This is a genomic window from Raoultibacter phocaeensis (assembly GCF_901411515.1).
GTDB lineage: Bacteria > Actinomycetota > Coriobacteriia > Coriobacteriales > Eggerthellaceae > Raoultibacter > Raoultibacter phocaeensis.
Map to the genome: position 1 here is coordinate 972,991 of NZ_CABDUX010000001.1, position 21,093 is coordinate 994,083.

Sequence of the window (21,093 nt, forward strand, 5' to 3'; positions counted from 1 at the left end):
GACGATGGGCTGAATGAAAATGCTTAGGCGAATTGATAGAATCGGGAAACGGGTGATAAAGCAAAAGCTTGCACCGAGCTTGCACCGCTTAGCTCTGCGCGGCAAGCGGCGGGTGCTTGCCGAGACCGGCGCGGACTACCTTTTCACCGTCGTGGTGCCCATATACAACGTCGAGCCATACCTCGAGGAGACGCTCGAGAGCATCGTCTGCCAGACCGTCGGGTTCCGCGAGAACATACAGCTCGTGCTCGTCAACGACGGCAGCCCGGACGGGTGCGGGAGGATATGCGAGAGGTACCTGAGGCGGTACCCCGAGAACGTGGTGTACGTCGAACAGGAGAACGCGGGCGTGAGCGCTGCGTGCAACGTCGGCTTATCGCATGCGCGCGGCGCGTTCGTCAACTTCATGGGCGCCGACGACAAATGGAGCGAGGATGCTTTTGAGGAAGCTTATGTATTTCTTTTTACCCACAAAAACGTACCACTCGTTGCGTTCCGAATGATTTTTTTCGAAGCAAAAGAAGGAAACCATGTTTTAAATTTCAAGTTTTCTAAAACTACCACCATATGGGTTCATGATCAATACGATTGCCCTCAGCTTTCAATAGGGGGGGCGATAGTGCGTTTACAGGCTGTTCCCGCAGGAGGCTTTGACGAAAGACTGACCATATCCGAGGATTTTAAACTCCTAACGCAAACTATACTCGAACACGGTTGCTACGGTGTTAGTTCCCATGGCAAGTATTATTACAGAAAACGCCTCTCTGCCGACTCGGCGCTCAATTCCGGACTTTGTAGTACTTCATGGTATTTCACAACCCCGGAGCTGTGCTATAGAGAGCTAATCGAAGCCTCGTTTAGAAAATATGGAAAAGTAACTCGCTACGTTCAGTTTTGCATCATGTATGATCTCCAATGGCGAATAGTACGGAACACCAATCCTGGGTTTCTTGATGAAGGTCGCGAAGCCGCATACCGATTATTGCTTCGAAGCTTTCTTCCGGACATATCTGATGAGATTATTGCTGAGCAGCGCGATTTGAACGAAATACAAAAACTATACGTATACTGCGAAAAGTACGATATCGAGTTTCCTGATGCTCAAAATCGATTATCGGCCCAAGCCGAGAATCTCGTTTTTCTGCCTTTTTCTGGTCTTAAACCTGTTCGCATTGGAACAATGGCCTCACAGAAACGTGTGCTTGTACGGTTTGTTTCGATTTCATCCGATGGAGAGTTGGTTATTGAAGGAGATATCGACAACCTTTTTCCGCGCGAAAGAGTTCGCTTGGAAGTACAGGTGAACGACGAGGTGTACGAGACTCCTTTGTTCTCGAGGGCTTACGCGCGAGGGGGGAGGTCGTTTTTTGAAAAAGGCTTTCTTGATCGGCACTGCTTTTTCTTTTCTCATCAACTAAATACCGACTCTGCAAAAGTGCATATGAAAGTGGTGGTAGACGGCAAACCGTACGAATGGACAGCGCGATTTTGCCATTTTTCAGGTCTATCCATTGAAAGCTCGTACAGGATTGAAGACGAGTATGTTCTAAGCGTTACCAAGGACGGTGGTTTTCTTGAAATAAAACGAGACGCACCGAGTTATCAGGAGTGTCAATCTTTGGAGCGGCGTTTTATGGAAAGCGTACCGCAAGGGGCTTTGAGCGAGTATCAGATTACGCTAAGAAAACGCGTGATAGAACACCGTTACAAAAACTGCGGGCAACGCATCTGGCTTATTAGTGACTCGGTTTTGCGAGCGGATGATAACGGTCGAGCGTTATTTACCTATCTTATGATGAACCCCGTAGCAGGCGTAGATCCCTATTTTGTCCTTTCACGTTCTTCCTCTGACTTCAATGCTCTTGAAGCAATCGGGCCCGTGGTGGATCGCGCCTCGCAAGAATACGACTATCTTTTTTTACTGGCAGATAAAGTAATTTCATCAGCAGCCGAAGATTCGGTAATCCATCATTTTGATAAGGCGGAGCCGTTTATGAGAGATATGTATCGGTTCGGTTTTGTCTTCCTTCAGCACGGTGTTACCACAAATGATTTGTCAGAGTGGCTGAATCGGTTCAATAAAAATATTGCATGCATAGTAAGCGCGGCACAAAAAGAAAAGGAAGCGTTTTTAAAAGCCCCTTATGGATACAAAGAGGATAATATCGCGCTCACGGGGTTTCCACGCCATGACTACCTCGATACGGGGCGCCCTGCTGATAAGATCGTATTGCTGATGCCGACGTGGCGCTCCGATACGGTTGATTCCTACGATCAGGAACTGGGGGTACGCCAGTGGAGCGACGGTTTTGTGCGCTCAGAGTATTTCAAATTCTATAATTCTTTGATAAATGACGAGGAACTCCTTGGAGGTCTCAAGAAGGCAGGGTATAAGATGGAGTTCATCCTTCACCCTGCGATGCGGCAGCAGAAGGACGACTTTCAAGAAAACGAGACAGTGCGTGTTGTTTCCGACGCATCCTATCCCGACGCATTCCAACGTGGTGCCCTTTTGGTTACCGATTACTCAAGCGTAGCGTTTGACTTCGCTCTCTTCAAAAAACCGATAATCTATGTTCAGTTCGATAAAGAAACGTTTTATGATGGACAGGCGTATTCTGCTGGGTATTATGATTATTACACTGATGGTTTTGGCCCGGTTGTTTATGGACTACGTGAAGCGGTACATGCAATAATCAGTCAGGTTGAGTGTGGATGTATTATGGAAGACAAGTATGTAAAACGAGTGGGGTCTTTCATGTTCATCCCCAATAAACCGCGGTGTGCTTTGCTGGTCGACCACTTGCTTAATGGAAAGACGGCCGACAATGATTGTTGCACAGACATAGGTAGCGAGAAAGCCGATACGGAGGAGCCATGCAGTTCATTGATTTGAAAACTCAATTCGAGCGCATAGAGGAGGACGTTATAACCCGTGTGAACGCCGTTCTACGTAGCCAGCGCTACATTATGGGCCCAGAGGTTCAGAAGCTCGAAGAGCAGCTTGCTGATTTTGCCGGTACGAAACACGCTTTCACGTGCGCGAGCGGAACGGACGCCCTCGTCATTCCTTTGATGGCGTACGAGCTTGCCGAATCTGATGCCGTTTTCGTTCCCTCGTTTACGTTTTTCGCTTCGGCAGAAAGCATCACCCTTGCGGGGGGAACTCCTATTTTTGTCGACATCGATGAAAGCACATTCAACATCGATCCGGTGCACTTAGAAAACGAGATAGAGCGGGTTCTTGGCGAGGGGAAGTTAAAGCCTCGGGGAGTAATGCCTGTAGATCTTTTCGGACGATTGGCGGATTACGATGCGATATGGCGCATTGCGGACAAGTACGATCTATTTGTGATCGAGGATGCATGTCAGGGGTTCGGGGCATCTTTGAGCGGAAAACGTGCTTGTTCGTTTGGAAACGTAGGGGCAACGTCGTTCTTTCCTGCAAAACCTTTAGGCTGTTATGGTGATGGTGGCGCAATATTTACCGATGATGATGAGCTGGCTTCTCTTATCATGTCGATTCGGGTGCATGGACAAGGTGTGGATAAGTACGACAACGTTCGCATCGGCGTGAACGGTCGTTTCGACGCCATTCAGGCTGCCATTGTGTTGGCAAAGCTTCAAGTTTTTGAAGACGAGTTGATCAGGCGCGCTCAAGTTGCGCAGTACTATACGGAACATCTCTCTGATATCCTACGTACTCCTACGGTACCCGAACAATCTGTTTCGGCGTGGGCGCAGTATACCTTGGTTGCAGAAGATGCAGAACAGCGAACCAAGATTCTTTCCGGAATGAAGGAGAAGGGCGTTCCCTCGGCAGTATATTATCCTGTACCCATACATCGTTCAACGGCGTATCGAAATTTGGGTTACGAAGACGTTAGTTTGCCCGTGAGTGAGGCTCTCGCATCAAAAGTGTTCAGTATTCCCATGCATCCATACCTTAACGAGAAAGACATGGACAAGGTAGTTGACGCAATAAAAGGGAGCCTGTAATGGAAATGCTCAAGGTAGGGGTACTCGGCACCGGGAATATGGGGCGGAATCATTTAAGGGTTCTCTCCTCCATGCACGAGTACGAGCTCGTTGGTTGTTTCGACGTTAACTTTGAGTCTGCGAAACAGCAAGCAGAGCTTTATGGGATACAAGCGTTTCGCTCGCAAGAAGAATTATTCGATGCAGTTGATGAGGTGCATATCGTTACCCCATCGTTCCTGCACGAAGAGTGTGCTGTAGCAGCCGCCAAGGCGGGCTGTCATGTACTCGTCGAAAAACCCATCGCCTTAACTCTTGAGGCTGCCCAAAACATAATCGATGCTTGCGAGAGTGCTGGCGTCAGACTCTGCGTTGGGCATGTGGAGAGATTTAATCCTGCCATAACGACATTGCTTGAGATCCTAAAACAAGAGGAAGTTTTGTCTGTTGATTTTCGCCGCATGAGTCCTTTTGATCGACGTGTGTCCGATGCAAGCGTTGTACAGGATCTCATGATTCACGATATCGATGTCCTCAATGCGATTGCGGATTCTCCTGTGAAACGTGTTGTCGGTCAAGGTGCGAATGTGTATACCGATAAGCTCGATTATGCCCAGGCTTTGGTCGAGTTTGAAAACGGCCTTCTTGCCAGCTTAACGGCGAGCCGAATCACCGAGACGAAAATACGGTGTGCAGAAATCAACGCTCGCAACGCCTTCATAGCTGTTGATTATCTTAACCGGTCGGTTAGAATATCTCGCAAAACGAACTTTACACTTGATGTTGGTTACAGCTTACAGTACAAGCAAGAAAACATTATCGAGCAAGTGTTTGTTCCGTCTAACGAGCCCTTACGAGCGGAGTTTCAGCATTTCGCCAACTGCATTCAGACAGGCGAACCAGTAGCAACCAGCGGGGAGATGGGTAAAAAGGCACTTGCGCTTTGCCTTGAGATAACCGAAAAGGCCCAGTTGGGCAATTAACATAAGGAGGCCATCGTGAGCAATTCTGAAACATACGACCAGATTTTCCTTGAAACACTTGAGTTGGAGGAAGAGCAGTTGGGGGATGGTTTGGAATACCAATCTGTTTCCAACTGGGATTCCGTGGGCCATATGCAGCTTACCTCGGCGCTGGAAGATGCCTTCGATATTATGCTAGATACCGACGATATAATCGATTTCACTTCGTATTCTGTAGGAAAAGACATCTTGAGAAAGTATGGCGTTGAATTCTAGAGAATACGGACAGGACAAGGTTTGGGGAAATCGAGTAGCTCTTGTCGACGAAGAGAAGACCATAACGTTCTCTCAGCTTTGCTCGGCAGCGGATTCTGTAACCGAAGGGCTGAAATCGCGTACGGTCGTATTGTTTATAGCTTCTAACACCGTCGCATGCGTTGTCGGCTATGTCGCGTTTATGAGGAAAGGTATTGTACCTTTGATGGTGTCTTCCTCTATTGGTGAAGACGAGCTTAACGCCTTGCTTGAAATGTACGAACCCGAATATGTGTGGCACAAAGACATTGATGGATTTCCGGGCAGAACTGCGGCTGTGTATGGGGATTATCGGCTTACCGAGACAGCGTACGAAAGCGCATCAGAGATTAATTCCGACCTAGCGCTGCTTTTAACAACTTCGGGGTCTACTGGAACCCAGAAATACGTAAGGTTGACATACGAGAATGTCAAGAGCAACGCTTCGGCCATAGCCGAGTACCTTAGCATTACGGAAGATGACAGAGCGATAACCACGCTGCCGCTCTCCTACTCGTATGGGCTATCGATTATCAACAGCCATTTGATCTCGGGAGCTTCAATAATTCTCACAGAGCGGACACTATTCGATCGCGGGCTGTGGAATCTATTAAAGGAAAAGGAAGCAACCTCGTTTGGCGGTGTGCCGTATACCTATGAAATGCTGAAACGTCTGCATTTTGAACGCATGGACATACCGTCTCTCAGATACATAACGCAAGCAGGCGGTCGGTTGAGCGAAGAATTGCAGCACGAATTTGCTGAGATCTGCATGAGCAAGGGCATCGAATTTTTTGTGATGTATGGACAGACTGAAGCCACGGCGCGATTAACTTATTTGCCAGCGGAGTATGCTTCAGAAAAAATCGGAAGCATAGGAGTACCAATTCCTGGTGGAGAGATTATGCTAGCCGACGAAGAAGGGAATGCGATATCGGAAGCCAATAAGGCGGGGGAACTTGTCTATAAGGGTTCTAATGTATCGTTGGGCTATGCAACTTGTCGTGCCGATCTCGGCCTCGGCGACGAGCGCCATGGGTGGCTTAAGACCGGCGATGTTGCTATGCGAGACGAAGATGGGTTTTATCGGATCGTCGGAAGAAAGAAACGGTTTCTTAAACTGTACGGCAACCGCGTGAACCTCGACGATGTCGAAGCAATTTTGTCTAAAGAGGGGTACGTGGCAGCTTGTGCGGGTAGAGACGATAGTATGAGCGTTTACGTTGAGGGAGATCAGGAAAACGCTAAAGCTGCGCAAGTCTTCTTAGCGAATAAACTGGGACTGTATAAAGGTGCGTTCAAGGTAAGGCCCATCACTGCCCTTCCTCGCAATGAAGCAGGCAAGCTCCTATACGCAGAGCTGGAGGCAACGAAAAATGCTTGATTACGAAGCGCTTTTCGAGTTGGAGCCGTTTGGGCTTGAGCAAAAAGAAAAAGAGAACCTGTACAATCATTGGCTGGCAGAGCTTTCTCGTCACCATTGCCTTTCGTGTGAAAGCTACCAAAGGATCGTGAACGTGCTCGGAGATAATCCTGCTCTGCCCGTACGTCTTTTCAAAGATTTTGACCTGATGAGCATTGATGCATCTGATATCGTAAAAACAATGACATCTTCTGGCACAACAGGCCAAAGAGTATCGAAGATATACCTTGATCGATCCACTTCGGCTCGGCAAACAAAAGCCCTAGCAAAAATCGTTTCAAGCTTTACTGGCTCTAAGAGAATGCCGATGCTTATTGTTGATTCGAGTGCGGTGGTAAAAAACAGAGCAATGTTTTCGGCACGTGGCGCAGGAATATTGGGATTTTCGGTTTTTGGCAGAGATGTGACATACGCCCTCGATGAAAACATGAACTTAGATATTGAAGCTATTAAATCTTTTCAGGAAAGACATCGCGACGAGAGTGTTTTGCTTTTCGGCTTTACTTTCATGATATGGCAGTATTTTTGTCAAGCGTTGCTCGAAAAAGGCATAATGCTCGACATGAGAGGAATCATGATCCACGGAGGCGGCTGGAAGAAGCTTGTCACGGAGAGCGTCACCAACGAGGAGTTCAAAAGAATTGTTGCCGAGACATCGGGGATACAGCAGATCCACAACTACTATGGGATGGTTGAGCAGACCGGGTCGGTTTTTATGGAATGCGAGGAAGGACATCTCCACGCGTCGGTTTTTTCTGATGTGTTTACTTTAGATCCGCTGACCTTGCAGCAGACGGAAGGGCGAGGTGTGGTAGGTTGCGTTTCGCTGCTGCCTACAAGTTACCCTGGCCACATCCTTCTTACCGAAGACGAAGGAGAAGTACTCGGGGTCGACGACTGCCCATGCGGAAGAAAAGGAAGGTATTTCTCTATCTACGGAAGAATGCGTGGTGCAGAAATAAGGGGGTGCAGCGATACACATGAAAAGCGATAGAGAAATCGTCATTGACAACGGTATGCTAGTCGATTTTCTTTTAGGAAATGCCAACGTGGAACAGCGTCCCCTTCCCGTTTACTCCGATGAGGCAGTTGCATTTCTTTCGGATCTTTCAAAAGCTCTTATGAACGATCCCGAAACGAGATCGTATCCAGATGTGGTTTCGTTCGGATATTGGTGTCGCAAAGCGAATGTAATGAAAAGAAAACAGCAGTTAAACGGAATTGGCGAAGCATGCTTTCGCGTCGGACGGGGGTTGGCCTTTCACGTAGCCCCGTCTAACGTACCTGTAAACTTCGCGTTCTCTTTTGTTTTTTCGCTTCTCGCAGGCAATGCAAACATAGTGCGTGTGCCATCAAAGCCTTTTAAGCAAGTCGAGTTTATTCTTCGCTCAATACGCGGACTGCTAAAAAAACATCCAGAAATCGGCAAAAGAACCGCGTTTGTTTCATATCCATCGAGCAGCGAAGCGACCAAAGCATTTAGCGCTTGCGCCGATGTTCGAATAATATGGGGTGGTGATCAGACTGTTGCGGAGGTGCGTTTGTGTCCGTCAAAGCCCCGTTGCAAGGATATTGTTTTCTCCGACAGATACTCATTTGCTTTTATAAACGGCAAGGAACTCGAATCGGTTCCAGGTGACGTTATGAGGCGGATAGCCCGTGATTTCTATAATGATACGTATCTGATGGATCAAAACGCCTGTTCATCTCCTCATATGATTATTTGGAAAGGTGCCGATGATGCGATAAAAGCAAGCTTTTGGAAAGCCGTGGAGAACGTCGCCGAGTTCGAGTACGATTTGCAGCCGGCAGTGGTGATGGATAAATATGTACAGCTATGCGAAGACGCGATACGCGGAAACGTAATAGAAGGTATTGAATTTAACGGGTTGCTAGTGGCCGTAAACCTCGAATCACTTCCCGAGAATGTCGAGCAATTGCGCGGAAAGGGGGGGTATTTTTATCAAATCGACGATGTGGAGCTACATGATTTCGCTCTGCTTGTGTCGGAAAAGACCCAAACCTTAACCTACTATGGTTTTACGGCGCATGAGCTTGGCGAACTAATTCAATCTCTCGGGTCTTTCGGCATAGATAGAATCGTACCCATTGGGGCAGCGATGGATATCGACATCATATGGGATGGATACGATCTAGTTGGAGAAATGTCTCGGATAATCGATATAAGATAGGAAAACATATGAGACTGAACAGTAAAATATGCCTCATAACTGGGGCCAGCAAAGGAATAGGGCGTGCAACCGTGGAGCGTTTCTGCAAAGAAGGCGCAACGGTGTATGCGAATGGTCGTAATGAGGGCTCTTTGGACGAGTGGGCGGATTCGCTTACGAACGAAGGGCCTGGGAAGGTTGTCCCGGCCTACTTCGACGTCACGGATGAGATTTCGGTAAAGAGCTGTATCCAGAGAATAAGAAAAGAGCAAGGGCGGCTCGATGTTCTTGTAAACAATGCGGGCATACTGAAGGATGCTCCTATTGGAATGATTTCCCATGCAATGACCGAAGAAGTTTTTACAACTAATGTCTTCGCAGTTATCAATCTGATTCAGTATGCGTGTAAGCTTATGGTACGGCAAAAATCAGGCAGTATTATTAACATGGCCTCCATAATGGGCGTTGTTGGCAACAAGAATCAAGTTGTATATGCGGGTTCAAAAGGAGCGATTGTCGCGGTGACAAAATCGGCTGCGAAGGAGCTCGCCCCCTTCAATATCAGAGTGAACGCTATAGCGCCAGGAATAATTGATACCGATATGTTTCATCAAATTGGTGACGAGTTCGCAAAAGAGCTCGTTGATAGAGTCGGAATGCATCGCGTTGGATCAGCTGATGACGTTTCAAAGTTGTGTCTCTTCCTCGCATCTGATGATTCTTTATACATCTCGGGTCAAATCATCGGCGTCGATGGAGCCATGGTTGTGTAGTACGATATGCGAACAAAGCGAGGACAGAGATGACAGCAAGCCCAGAGGTGAGGAGTAACGTGGTTACCAAGGCGTCTTTCATTGGAGAGCCAGTAAGCAACACTGTTTTATACGTCGGTATTAAACTCGAGAACAAGCTGCAAAACCTTGAAGCAGTTGAAGGTTGTTTGGTATTCGTAGAAAGCGGTATGACTCCTTCCGAGTCTTTACGAGCAAAGCATGAGTTTAGATTTTCGGACAACCCTGTACTTGAATACGCACGGTATGCGCAAGAGATTGCCACGAGGGAGTTCAATAGCGGTAGGGAAAGAAAGATCGTGATGACCGACGAAGGTTATTACCGGGGTGAAGGGGTTGTTCTCGGCCGCAATGTCTATATTGAGCCAGGGGCGTTTATCGGTCACGACGTTCGTATTGGCGATGACACAATAGTTTTGACGCATGCCGTGATCAAGCATGCAACCATCGGCTCCCAGTGCCTGATTAAAGAGCATGCCCAAATCGGCGCTCAAGGCTTTACCATGGTTCAAGACGAAGAAGGCAACGAAATGCGCATTCCGTGTCTCGGAGCCGTATGCATTCACGATCACGTTGAAGTGGGTAGTTTTACCACGGTTTGCCGCGGACAAAATACCGATACTACCCTGTCTCATCATGTCAAGATTGACGATCACGTGCACGTCGGGCACGACGTGCACCTTGGAAGCAATACCATCATTGCTGCAGCTGCAACACTTGGGGGATATGACAAAACGGGAGCGAATGCATATGTCGGCCTTAATGCTACCATCAAACAGCTGGTTACTCTCACAGACGACGCACAAATCAGTATGGGCTCTCGAATTGCCAAGGACGTAACCTCTGCTTCAGGTATGTACGGTATGCCACGGTAAAACACGGGGCTTTGCCCTTAGGGGAATAGCGCATTATCGAAGAGATAGGCATGGGCAGAAACGGGATGAGCCGAATAGTAATTCTGGGCGATTGCCATATACCGATAATTTGAAATTTGCTTTTTATCGTTCTCGCCGTAATCGGTCATGCCATTGCAACAATGACAGATACGAGCATGGGCCTCCTACGTAAAAGCACTTTACGACTTCATTAAACGAAAGGCTATTTTTGTGGATGCTTGGTGATTATCGCCCGCAAATTGCCCAAATATAATGCTCGGCTAACTTCTCCGCATCTCCCCGTAGACCCTCGTCACCTCGAGCTCGTAGGCCTTGCGGCTGCCCTTGACCACGGTGTCGAGGACGAGACCGCACGAGAAGCTCAGAAGCCCCGCGAACACGAGGGCGACGGCGAGGAGCGCCGAGGGGAGCTTGGGCACGAGGCCCGTCTGCGCGAACTCCACGATCACGGGCACGCCCGCGATGAGGCCGAGCAGGCACAGGAGGAGCGCCACCCACGAGAACAGCGCGAGCGGCCGGTAGTCCTTGAACAGCGAGCCGATGGTCAAAAGCACCTTCGCGCCGTCGGAGAAGGTGTCGAGCTTGCTCTCCGAGCCCTCGGGCCGGTCGCGGTAGGCCACCGGCACCTCCGCCACGCGCCAGCGCTTGTCGACGGCGTGGATCGAGAGCTCGGTCTCGATCTCGAAGGAGGGGCTGAGCACGGGCATGGTCTTGGCGAACACGCGGTTGAACGCGCGGTAGCCGGTCATGACGTCGGAGTACTCGAAGCCGTAGATCCACTTGATGAGCGCGCGCACGAGGTCGTTGCCGAAGCCGTGGAAGGCCCGGTCGTTCTCCTGGCCGTAGGTGCCGTTGGAGAGCCGGTCGCCCACGACCATGTCGGCCTCGTCGGCGAGCACCGGCGCGGCGAGGGCGCGCGCGGCCTCGGCGGGGTAGGTGTCGTCGCCGTCGACCATGACGTAGCAGTCGGCGTCGACGTCGCGCAGCATCTGGCGCACGACGTTGCCCTTGCCCTGCCTGGGCTCCATCCTCATGGTCGCGCCGTGCGCCCGCGCGATGTCGGCGGTGCCGTCGGAGGAGTTGTTGTCGTAGACGTAGACCTCGGCGCCCGGCAGCTCGCGTTTGAAGTCGTCGACCACCTTGCCGATCGTCACGGCCTCGTTGTAGCACGGTATGAGCACGGCGACGACTTTATTGGAACTCGGATCCACGACGATTACCGCCCTTTTCTTCCAGAATTGTTTTTGTGCGTTTTAGTAGGTTATTAAATCGGTTGGTAGAGCCAAGCTTTCTTCGGTGGCGAGCGGCAACTTTTCTATCAGAAGCATGATTTGCATTTCGATTGGATTCGTGGTCATCAATGGGCTCTGACAAAGTACGTGATTTGTGAAGAGTACATGCCATGATGATAACGGGCAGGGTGGCCATGACGGGAAGAAAATAGCGGATGCAGGCATTAACCGGAGAGGCTAGGCAGATCAGCAGAGTGATTAAGCTGGGTATGCAGAGGTAGAGTGCGACTTTCTTTTTCCGCGATACAGCATACCCGAATACAATGATAAACGCCCATACATATGTCGCGCATGACACAACAATTCCGAGTAAAGGAATGCGTTCGAGTAGATAAGAGGCATCTGAAACGACGTTTCGAACGTGTTCGCCTGAATCGAATACATATTCGAAGTCGAAGAATCCTGTGTTAATAACGGGGCTTGTATTGGTGGCAAAGAAATACGTGTCAACATGGTCGTCAAAGACCCCGCTTGGGTAAAAATAACCGTAGGTATTATTGAGTGTCGCTTGTAAATATGAATCTGGATGCTTTAAAAGCATCTCAAACCATACGGTCCCGTAAGATGCGAATTCATCGATCGACGCGTCTTGCTTAAGCGTTCCTTTTACTGGATCGGAGAGCTCGGGGTTGTACAGCGAAGCAAGATCGTTACCGGAGAATAGAGCATCGATGACAGCCATCTGCTTGTCGGTAACATCTTCTGGGTACTCAAGGAGGTACCGAGCAGTTTGTTGAAAAGGTATGCTCAATGCCTCTGCGCTGCTTCCCTTCGGTATCCCCATTGCAGGAAGAGCAACAAACATCAACACGCATGCAAGCAACGTGCTCGACCCCATACTGATCAGAAGGCTAACTCGTACAGTCCTGAGCGCGATGCAAGCAACAATTAAGGTGGGCAATACCGCCCAAAGCCCGTTATTTCTGAACAAGCAAACCATCAGCGTTGATATAGCAAGAAGAATCCATGTACGTCGGTCTATACGTTCAGGCGCTTTTCTATTGAGAGCTACGTCGAAAAGAGAAAGGGTAAATAAACAGAAAAATGCAGCGAAGAGCGCATCTTTTCCTACCGCTTGGGCATAAGATGCCCAAATAGGGCATAAAGCAAAAAAAGCGGTTGTTCCAACGGCAATCGATCGTGGCATGCCAAGTTTGATTTCGTGGGCAACTACCGAGGCATACACAGAGAGGCACAGAGTAATTTGAATAAAAACAACGAGGAACACTCCTCCGGTATCGGATCCAACCAATCTTCCAATTTGCATCACGAATCCGATTATGCATGTGGCAAAATACGGCTGATGGTTTGACGGTTCAAAATAAATGGGGGAGCCTGACTCTGGCATGGGTACTTGGAAATACTGGTTGAGCTGCCAGAGGCCATCCCAAGTAACTGAGCCAGGAAAAAAGATGAGGAAGACAACGCTCCATGTACTGCCTATGCATAGAACTGGAGCTAAAAAGGGATGCCTAAAAAACCAATCTATTACTTTATTGCATAAACCCGATAACGTCGAAACGTTGTGCGCTTCTTTTTTATGGTCTGCGTCAAGCGCTCTATAAAGATGTTTGAGGCAGGCGTAGAGAAGAACCCAATAGCCACATGCCGCAACAATGAAGCACGCGATCTGGAACTTGTTGTGAAAGAGAAATTTCCACGAATCGTAAACATAATAGCTGGCACCTAATAACAAACAAAGCGATAAAAACAAACCGAGCACTGCTGCCGTTTTATCAAATGTCCAGGATTTCTGAAAAAATGTTTTTCGGTAGAAAAAGAGAAGCGCGATAAAAGCTACAAGCCAGAGTGCGCCGCTGGGGGGGGGTTCAATGCGATGGTGAAGATGTCACGCAGCCTGTAAAGAACAGATGAAACCGCATCCAGTCCATAAACAGGCTGAAGGTCTATTCCCAGCGGTTTTGCAACTTTTGTCTGCATAGCGCAAGCAAACACTGTAAGCAATGCGCTGAATGCTGAAAAAAGAGATCTATATGTTGTTGACTTGGTAAACATGCAAACATGATATCACAGCATATCGTTTCACGTTGAAGAGGCGGGGATGCATTTCGGGGTTCTATTAAGAGGTTGAGCGGTATCGAAAAAATCTGCTTCATCGGACGCTTTTTGACAGTCTTGATTATCTGATTTTGACACACGGTGTTGATTCGCTTTGATGCGGTGTTGATCAAATAGTTTTCAGGAGTCGATAGCTTTCTGGAGGATGCGAAGCATTTAGGCAAAAGAATACCATCCGTCCAATAGCGAGAACCAACGTTTCGACGGCAAGTTGAAATCGCGCTATATCGAATTGATTGACTGCAGCAATGGGTTGTCGGCGATCAATGTACCAGCTTTATGAAGGCAATCCCGCTACCGGATGTATTGCATAATCCTTTATTATCAGTGCTTGTTCGAGCGACTGATCTTGTTGGTATTGCTGAGTTGGACAGGCAGTGTGTCAAAAGTTCCATAACCCCTTCGAGTCTTTGGAAAGCAATCAAGCCATGCCCGCGCACTCGAGGTCGTTCTCTACGAGCTGGCGAAGATAGTCTGACCTGGCCAGTCCCAGCTGCGCCGCTCGGGCGTCTATGGCGCGAACCCTACCGCGCGGCTCCTTGAAGGCGACTTGCTGCATCGGCTCGTCGAACAGAGGGGGACGGCCCGGGCCCGTTACGGTTTTAACGACGGAGCCCTGAAGGATGCCCTTGCTCGCATCCTCGTCTATTTTCTCAATCCTGTCGGAAGCAATTCCGAACATCTCTTCCAGTTCTTTCGCGGTCTTCATGGTGTCACCTCCGTGGCAATCCGAGCTCTCTTCTTATCGAGTCCTGCACAGGGTTCATGGCGTGGATTATGAGCGTGCCGTAAGACGCTGCGACCCCTATCATCTGAATCGAGCGGGCGGTTTTCTTCCCGTAGCCGGTTCTTACGATCTGGTCTTCCCGAGGAGTCCGTCTCTGCTGGCTTCTGACGAAGTTAGTCCAAGCGTAGATGATCTCGTCTTCGTCGAGCCCGTATTTGAGGGCGTGCTCGTGCACGTAAACGTCGTCCATTCCGAGCCTTCCATAATTATGCTAACCGAATTGTAACACGAAATTAATATAGCTTCAAAACCTCCCACTGTTGGTGAGGGTGGCTTCGGCTATTGTATTGTCAACGAGCGACTCACCGCGTGAATTCCCCTTGGAAAATCCAAGTGCGGTACGCTGCTGTGCTATTATTCCTTGGATACTGCTCATTCAGGAAGGTACTCGTGGCTGCAAAGCATGTACGGTCAGGCGATGGTCCCCGGCAGGGCGCGCACTCGAAACGGCAACCGGGTCGCACTCAGCCCGATGCCGCGTACCGAAACCCGCCGCAAGACCAGGCTCGCGGTAGGGTGTCATCCAGCCGCGAAGCCTCCCAGGGCAGTCGCAGAGCCGCATCAGCCCCCCAGCGCACCACCCCCCAAGCTCGCCACAGCACATCCCGCCACCAAGGCAGTCCCCGCAGCGCTTCGGCTGCAACAACGCGATCGGCGACCAACGTGCGAGCGCGGCAGGCTTCTTCGCAACAGGCTGCCTTCAACCAGCAGCTCGCCCAGTACAGCCGCACCGGCAACCCGAATTACAAGAGCCGCAAGCGGAAAACGCCCCCATGGAAGAAGGCGCTCGTCGTCGCGGGGGCTCTCATCCTGTGCGCTGTCTTCGCTGTCGGGGCTTATGCGCTTTGGTTCTCAGGGGCGCTCAACGAGAGGCTTTCCATGGGCGATCAGACCGATGCCGCGGTAAACGATGCCCTCACGTCTCCTATCGCGGGCGAGCCGTTCTACATGCTTTTACTCGGCTCCGATTCTCGAGAAGGATCAGGCACATCGGGCAATGCAGCCGAATCGGGCGATAACCAACGATCCGACGTTATGATCCTCGTTCGCGTCGATGCGAAGAACAAGCAGGTTACCATGGTGTCTATTCCGCGTGATACACCGCTTTCGCTCGAAGACGGTACTATCGTGAAAATCAACGAAGCGTACAACATCGGGGGTGCCGCATACTCGATCAAGGCTGTCTCAGAGCTCACCGGGGTACCTATTGCCCACTACGCCGAGGTGCATTTTTCGGAGTTTCAAGAGCTTGTTGATAAGCTCGGCGGTGTTGAGGTGGACGTGCCTGTCGAGCTTTCGTACAAGGATGCGCTCACGGGTGAATGGATCACGCTTGAGCCAGGCGTACAAACCATCGATGGGCAGCAAGCGCAGATATTCGCCCGCGCCCGCCATGAGTACGAGACCGATCAAGATGCTCATCGTCAAAACAACATTAGAACGTTGCTCGAGGCTATCATCACGAAGGTTCTCGAGAAGCCCTTCTACGAATTGCCCGATACCGTGCTGAGCCTTGCAGAGAGCGTGGGAACCGATCTCAACGCGTCTGACCTAGTGTCCTTGGCAATGGAGTATGCCGGAGGCTCGGGAAGTATGACCATGTACAGCGGTACAGGGCCAACTGATGGCGATATAAATGAAGCGGCGGGCGGTATTTGGCTGTGCTATGAAAACCCGGAAGGCTGGGCAAATCTCATGGCGGTCGTCGAATCGGGCGATGATCCGAGTGGACTTGATGTGAATAGTACTGCCATTATTCCTTCTGCGGCTTAGAATATCCAAACGAAATAAGCTGAGTGCACACAGATGCATTTCTTTTCATGTGCGAACAAGGGAGACGTAAAACTATGGGAAAGGCAAAGGACATGAAACGCTGGTTCAAGGTAGCGCTGGTTGCTCTCTGCGCTGTATGTGCATTCGCATTGGCCGGTTGCCAGCAAGAAAAACCGGAAGAGCCAAGCGATACCGAAGCGATGAAGGAGACTACGGCTGACAAGACGGTCGGTGCCGAAACAGAGCCGTTCTACGTGCTTGTTGTCGGCAACGATTCCCGTACAGGTACGGTTGAGATTGACAAGGGCGAATACTCGGATGGCACCGGGCGCGCGGATACCATCATGCTCGCACGCATCGATCCGACTACCTACCAAGTTGCGCTCGTCACGGTGCCCCGCGATACGGCGGTTGATCTGGATGGATCGACGAACAAGCTTAATGAGGTGTACCGTGTCAAGGGTATCGAAGGGCTTGAGAAAGAGGTCGAAAGCCTGACTGGCGTGAAGATCAAGTATTACTTCGATACAGGCTTTGTCGAGTTCGAGAACTTTGTGAACGCTTTAGGTGGCATCACGGCTAACGTACCGATCGACATGCACCTGCAGGATATCGTGAGCGGCGAGAACATCGAGCTTGCTGCGGGGTCGCAGGATCTGAACGGCGCTGAATCGCTCGTGCTTGCCCGCGTACGCAAACTGTACGCATACGACCTGGATGCGTGCCGCCAGATCCAGGATCGCCAGATTGTCGAAGTGGCTATTAACAAGGTTGCCTCCGATCCCGCCAATGCGGCAGCGGCGCTTGCGGCGCTTTCCAGCCACTCGAAAACCAACTGGCCCGCCGATGGCTTGACGGCAACGGTTATGAATTTCATCGACCATGCAAGCGAAATCACGTTCGTATCGGGCACCGGTCCCTACTCGGGCGATTTCGATGACAACGCCGGCGGCCTTTGGCTGATTCCTCGCGACGAGGCAACGTGGAGCGAGGTCATGAGGGTCGTCGAAGAAGGCGGCGACCCCACCACGGTAGTGCCTCTGCCGACCATCGTGCCAGTGGGGTAAACCGAAGCAGAGTATCTTCGCTCAATGCGTACCATACGAGTGCTTGGGATAAACCCCAAGCACTCTTTTTGTTGGGGACACAAGAGGAGCACAAGAGAACCGTCCCCCTGTGTTCCTCCGTTTAGCGCCAATCCCCGCATCGCTTTACATCCCATCCACCAGATCCATCAGCTCCTGCTTCGAGTGGACACCGGTTTTCCGGTAGATGTTCTTCACGTGGGTCTTCGTCGTGTTCTCGGACACGTAGAGGCGCTCGCTGATCTTCGCAAAACTTCGGCCCTTCGCAAGCATCGAGAGTATCTCGCCTTCGCGCTCGGTCAGCAGGTATCTCTGCACGATGGTATCCACCTTGTGCGCAAGCTCGTCATCGGCCGCCGCCCCCGCAACACCGTCGTCTTCGGCAAACAGCGAGCCGCTTCGGGCCGATCCCGTCGCAAGCAGGACCACCGCAGTCAACAACGCGAGCATGAGGATGATGGGTTCGGTCACGCTTCCCAATTGAAGCGGTTGGGCGAGCGAGGCGACGAACCCGTTCGCAATGGGGCTCAAGAACTGCCCCGCGAATAAGAAAAACAGCCCGAAACCGTACAGGATGCTCGAAGGCACGTGGCGATTCCAGGCAATATGGGACAGAAGCGTCCATACATGCAGCTCGAACAAGAGGTACACGACTACGCATACGAACTGGTAGACGAAGCCGAACGAGGTATCCATGAAGAACAGAAGCCCCACCGCCACGCCGACTACAAACAGGGTGGCAAACGAATAGGTGCCTTCGGCAGAGGATCGCGCCTGCATGATTACGTAGACGAAGAAAAACAGGGTAACGAAACCGGTTGCGATGAGGAAAAGCCCCACCAATGAACCGGGTAGCGATTGCCCCGCGTCGATCGTGCTCAGTGCGAGCTCCCTCAAAATGCTGTCCACAAATCCAAAGATCAGCATGACAAGGGCAAACCGCACGAAAGACGGCTTGGCGTATGTACGAAGCCTTTCTTTGCGGCGTGCGAACGGGTGCAGCGCCGCTTCTTCCTGCAGCGGCTTTTGTGCGATGCGGCACAAAAGCCCTTCGCCGACGATGGCAAGCACGGTGCATACGATAAGCATCAGGGAGTTTCCAAGCGCAAGGAGTGCCAAATAGACCACGATGGCAAGCAACAAGCCTAACGCGGTATTCAAAGCGACTGAGCCGCTATCAAGGTTTCGATACGCAATTCCCCAGCAAACGAGCAGATATCCGGTGGCAATTCCTCCCAGCATACCTCCCGCCATGCCGACCGCGTACAGGGCATCGTAGGTATCGAGTGCGAGGGAAACGAAGCGAACGGCGGTTGCTGCAACGCCGAGTGCGGTTGCGATGGCGATCGCGCGCTTTCTGCGATCAAGCGATTCGAAGCCCGTTCCGAACAACCCAGCGGCAAGAAAGGTGATGCAGATACTGCAGAACACACCAAAGGCAAACCCGGCAAGCGGTGAGAACTCAAGGCCCTCGACCGCTGGGCTGAGCACTCTTCCCGTTGCAAACATGATGCAGTAAACCCATACCCAATGGAGCCCAAAGCCGATGCTCAAACTCGGGCTGATCGACATCTTGGCTGCGGGTATTTCAATCGAGACTGTTTTCATGGAACCCCTCGCACTGCGCACATCCACCCATACTACCGTACCATAGCACTACCGTGCCGATTCATCTAAAACAGGTGAAGCTAACGCCCAATATCACCTCCCTTACGGTATCTGAGTTTTCTCGCTCGTGACAGGATCGTTTTGGTCGTGCTTCGAAACGGATATCCGTGGGAAACACGACGGGGAAAAGGGATACGAAACGGAGGATTACCATGCACAATTTGGATCGAAGGAACTTCCTCAAGGGTGCGCTCGCCACCGGTGTTCTCGGAGCAGCTGGCGTTTTAGGCGGATGTGCCGCTGGGGGGCAGGACAAGCCGGCCGCTGCTAACGAAGACGCAAACGTACCTGCCGATGGTGCGAGTGCGCCGTCATACGAGATAGCGGAAACCAAAGACGTCGACGTTGTAGTCGTGGGCTCGGGCAACGCAGGCATGGCGGCTGCAGTCGAGGCGGCAAGCCTAGGCGCGAAGACGCTCTTGCTTGAGAAGGAGGCCATTCTCGGCGGCAACGGCAACCACACGTACGGACCGAGCGGCTTTGACACCAAATACAGCAAAGCAGCGGGCGTTGAATACGACTACCGCGAAGCAGTGGTGGAAGATCAGCGCATGTTCAACTACATTCCCAACATCCGCTACTACATCGACATGGCCGAAGCTTCATCGGACAACATCGACTGGGTAGCCGAGCACGGCGTTCCCATCTCAAGTGTGGTCGACAACTACAAAGGCGGCAACCCAACCATGCACTACTGGGGCGAGGATGGCGGTACGATCGACCCCGTTCGCGGCCGCGTCGGCTCGGGTACCGTGTACATTGCCGGCATGCAGGCGACGGCCGAATCGCTCGGTGTGGAAATCCTCACGAGCACGCCGGCAGTCGATATCGTCATGGATGGTGCCGACGTGGTGGGCGTCGTCGCGCAGGATTCCAAGGGCAACTACATCCAGGTGAACGCAAAGGCGGTCATGCTCGGAACGGGAGGTATCTGCGCGAGCGAGGAACTCATGACCAAGGTGGGGCGCGCCGACAGCGTGGTTTCCCCCTACACCTTCTCGCCGGGAACCACGGGCGACGGCTATACGCTTTCCATGAAAGCCGGTGCGTTCGACATGCTCGGCTCGGTCGGGTTCATCGAGCAGCCGGCGTTCGCCGAAATGGGGCTCGCTGAGCAGAAGGCACGCGAGCAGAAGCTCGATTCGTCGTACTCGCCCAATAGAAACGACGAGCATCCGGTGTGGAACATTCTCAAGATGGGCAAGTGCATCTGGGTGAACGAAGAGGGCGAGCGGTTCGCTGACGAATCGGCTGCCAAGCCTGAGGGCGGCATTGCCGGCTGGGCTACGGGCGCAATCATGTCACAGCGGAAGAGCTTTGCCATCATCGACAAGGCGATCCAGGATATGCTCGGCCAGGACTGCATGGATCTCATGCTGAGCGCCAACGAGTTCAACACCAAGTTCCAGGCCGACACCCTCGAAGACCTTGCGAAGGCCATGGATATCGACTACACGACGCTCAAAGCGACGATCGATCGGTACAACGAAGTGTGCGCTGCGGGCGAGGACGTCGACTTCGGGAAGTACGCCGACGGACTCGTGCCCATTGGCGAGGGTCCCTATTTCGCCACGCAGCTCGGCGTGAGCCCGCTCTGCTCCATCGGCGGGGTGCGCGTCAACCGTCAGATGCAGGCTGCCGACGTCAACTGGAATCCCATCAAGGGGCTCTACGTCATCGGCGTGGACAGCTTCCCGTTCTACACGCAGATGTACTACTTCCAGCTTCCCGGAAGCGCCGTCGCCTACGAGCTCCATTCCGGACTTGTGGCTGCGCGCCATGCTGCAGAAAACCTGCTGTAAATTTTATCGTTCAGCGGCATCGGCCCCGCACCGCGTCTGCGGAGCGGGGTCTTTCTGTATAAGCAGTGCAAAGCCTGCTGAAACTTTCGCGC

Annotated in this window: 17 protein-coding genes; 12 read left to right on the forward strand and 5 right to left on the reverse strand. The window is 51.5% G+C overall.

From position 1 onward, the window contains the following. The first annotated feature begins 13 nt into the window (after nt 1-13). Genes FJE54_RS03840 through FJE54_RS03880 form a run of 9 tightly spaced genes read left to right on the forward strand, consistent with a single transcriptional unit; the run spans nt 14 to nt 10,494 of the window. A complete protein-coding gene (locus FJE54_RS03840) occupies nt 14-2,896 on the forward strand; it encodes a CDP-glycerol glycerophosphotransferase family protein (protein WP_139651414.1) in 2,883 nt (960 codons plus the stop codon). Continuing rightward, complete coding sequence (locus tag FJE54_RS03845) at nt 2,878-3,999, forward strand: DegT/DnrJ/EryC1/StrS family aminotransferase (RefSeq protein WP_139651415.1); 1,122 nt, start codon at nt 2,878-2,880, stop codon at nt 3,997-3,999. Before FJE54_RS03840 ends, FJE54_RS03845 begins: the two co-directional genes overlap by 19 nt. Continuing rightward, complete coding sequence (locus FJE54_RS03850) at nt 3,999-4,961, forward strand: Gfo/Idh/MocA family protein (protein WP_139651416.1); 963 nt, start codon at nt 3,999-4,001, stop codon at nt 4,959-4,961. The genes FJE54_RS03845 and FJE54_RS03850 overlap by 1 nt, the downstream gene beginning before the upstream one ends. Nucleotides 4,962-4,976: 15 nt before the next feature. Further along, nucleotides 4,977-5,216 carry an acyl carrier protein gene (locus FJE54_RS03855; protein ID WP_139651417.1) on the forward strand — a complete coding sequence of 80 codons (240 nt, stop codon included), beginning with the start codon at nt 4,977-4,979 and terminating at the stop codon, nt 5,214-5,216. Then, nucleotides 5,200-6,618, forward strand: coding sequence for an AMP-binding protein (locus tag FJE54_RS03860; protein ID WP_139651418.1), 1,419 nt, complete (start codon nt 5,200-5,202; stop codon nt 6,616-6,618). The genes FJE54_RS03855 and FJE54_RS03860 overlap by 17 nt, the downstream gene beginning before the upstream one ends. After that, nucleotides 6,611-7,651, forward strand: a complete 1,041-nt coding sequence (locus FJE54_RS03865) for a LuxE/PaaK family acyltransferase (protein ID WP_139651419.1) — start codon at nt 6,611-6,613, stop codon at nt 7,649-7,651. The genes FJE54_RS03860 and FJE54_RS03865 overlap by 8 nt, the downstream gene beginning before the upstream one ends. Continuing rightward, a complete protein-coding gene (locus FJE54_RS03870) occupies nt 7,638-8,849 on the forward strand; it encodes an acyl-CoA reductase (protein ID WP_139651420.1) in 1,212 nt (403 codons plus the stop codon). The genes FJE54_RS03865 and FJE54_RS03870 overlap by 14 nt, the downstream gene beginning before the upstream one ends. Before the next feature lie 8 nt (nt 8,850-8,857). After that, nucleotides 8,858-9,601 (forward strand): SDR family NAD(P)-dependent oxidoreductase, encoded by a 744-nt coding sequence (locus tag FJE54_RS03875; RefSeq protein WP_139651421.1) that lies wholly within the window; start codon nt 8,858-8,860, stop codon nt 9,599-9,601. Nucleotides 9,602-9,660: 59 nt separating this feature from the next. After that, on the forward strand, nt 9,661-10,494 hold the full coding sequence (locus FJE54_RS03880; RefSeq protein ID WP_180326549.1) for an LbetaH domain-containing protein: 834 nt from the start codon (nt 9,661-9,663) through the stop codon (nt 10,492-10,494). Nucleotides 10,495-10,775: 281 nt separating this feature from the next. Here the strand turns inward: FJE54_RS03880 and FJE54_RS03885 are convergent, their stop codons facing one another. From FJE54_RS03885 to FJE54_RS03900, 4 genes are all read right to left on the reverse strand, one after another. Beyond that, nucleotides 10,776-11,726 (reverse strand): glycosyltransferase family 2 protein, encoded by a 951-nt coding sequence (locus tag FJE54_RS03885; protein WP_255467207.1) that lies wholly within the window; start codon nt 11,724-11,726, stop codon nt 10,776-10,778. Continuing rightward, a complete protein-coding gene (locus FJE54_RS03890) occupies nt 11,707-13,530 on the reverse strand; it encodes a DUF6020 family protein (protein WP_139651424.1) in 1,824 nt (607 codons plus the stop codon). The genes FJE54_RS03885 and FJE54_RS03890 overlap by 20 nt, the downstream gene beginning before the upstream one ends. A 777-nt stretch (nt 13,531-14,307) precedes the next feature. Next, entirely contained in the window at nt 14,308-14,595 is a 288-nt protein-coding gene (locus FJE54_RS03895) for a hypothetical protein (protein WP_139651425.1), read from the reverse strand. A gap of 4 nt (nt 14,596-14,599) precedes the next feature. After that, complete coding sequence (locus FJE54_RS03900) at nt 14,600-14,863, reverse strand: hypothetical protein (protein WP_139651426.1); 264 nt, start codon at nt 14,861-14,863, stop codon at nt 14,600-14,602. Nucleotides 14,864-15,336: 473 nt separating this feature from the next. Between FJE54_RS03900 and FJE54_RS03905 the strand changes: the two genes are divergently transcribed. Together FJE54_RS03905 and FJE54_RS03910 are read left to right on the forward strand one after the other, a co-directional pair. Then, nucleotides 15,337-16,446, forward strand: a complete 1,110-nt coding sequence (locus FJE54_RS03905) for an LCP family protein (RefSeq protein WP_255467208.1) — start codon at nt 15,337-15,339, stop codon at nt 16,444-16,446. A 74-nt stretch (nt 16,447-16,520) separates the two neighbouring features. Beyond that, a complete protein-coding gene (locus tag FJE54_RS03910; protein ID WP_139651427.1) occupies nt 16,521-17,513 on the forward strand; it encodes an LCP family protein in 993 nt (330 codons plus the stop codon). Between the two features lie 144 nt (nt 17,514-17,657). On the opposite strand, the gene FJE54_RS03915 is transcribed toward FJE54_RS03910, so the two are convergent. After that, complete coding sequence (locus FJE54_RS03915; protein ID WP_139651428.1) at nt 17,658-19,139, reverse strand: helix-turn-helix transcriptional regulator; 1,482 nt, start codon at nt 19,137-19,139, stop codon at nt 17,658-17,660. Nucleotides 19,140-19,351: 212 nt separating this feature from the next. Here FJE54_RS03915 and FJE54_RS03920 point away from each other — a divergent pair, with 212 nt between their 5' ends. Beyond that, entirely contained in the window at nt 19,352-21,001 is a 1,650-nt protein-coding gene (locus tag FJE54_RS03920; RefSeq protein WP_139652207.1) for an FAD-dependent oxidoreductase, read from the forward strand. Nucleotides 21,002-21,093: the final 92 nt, after the last annotated feature.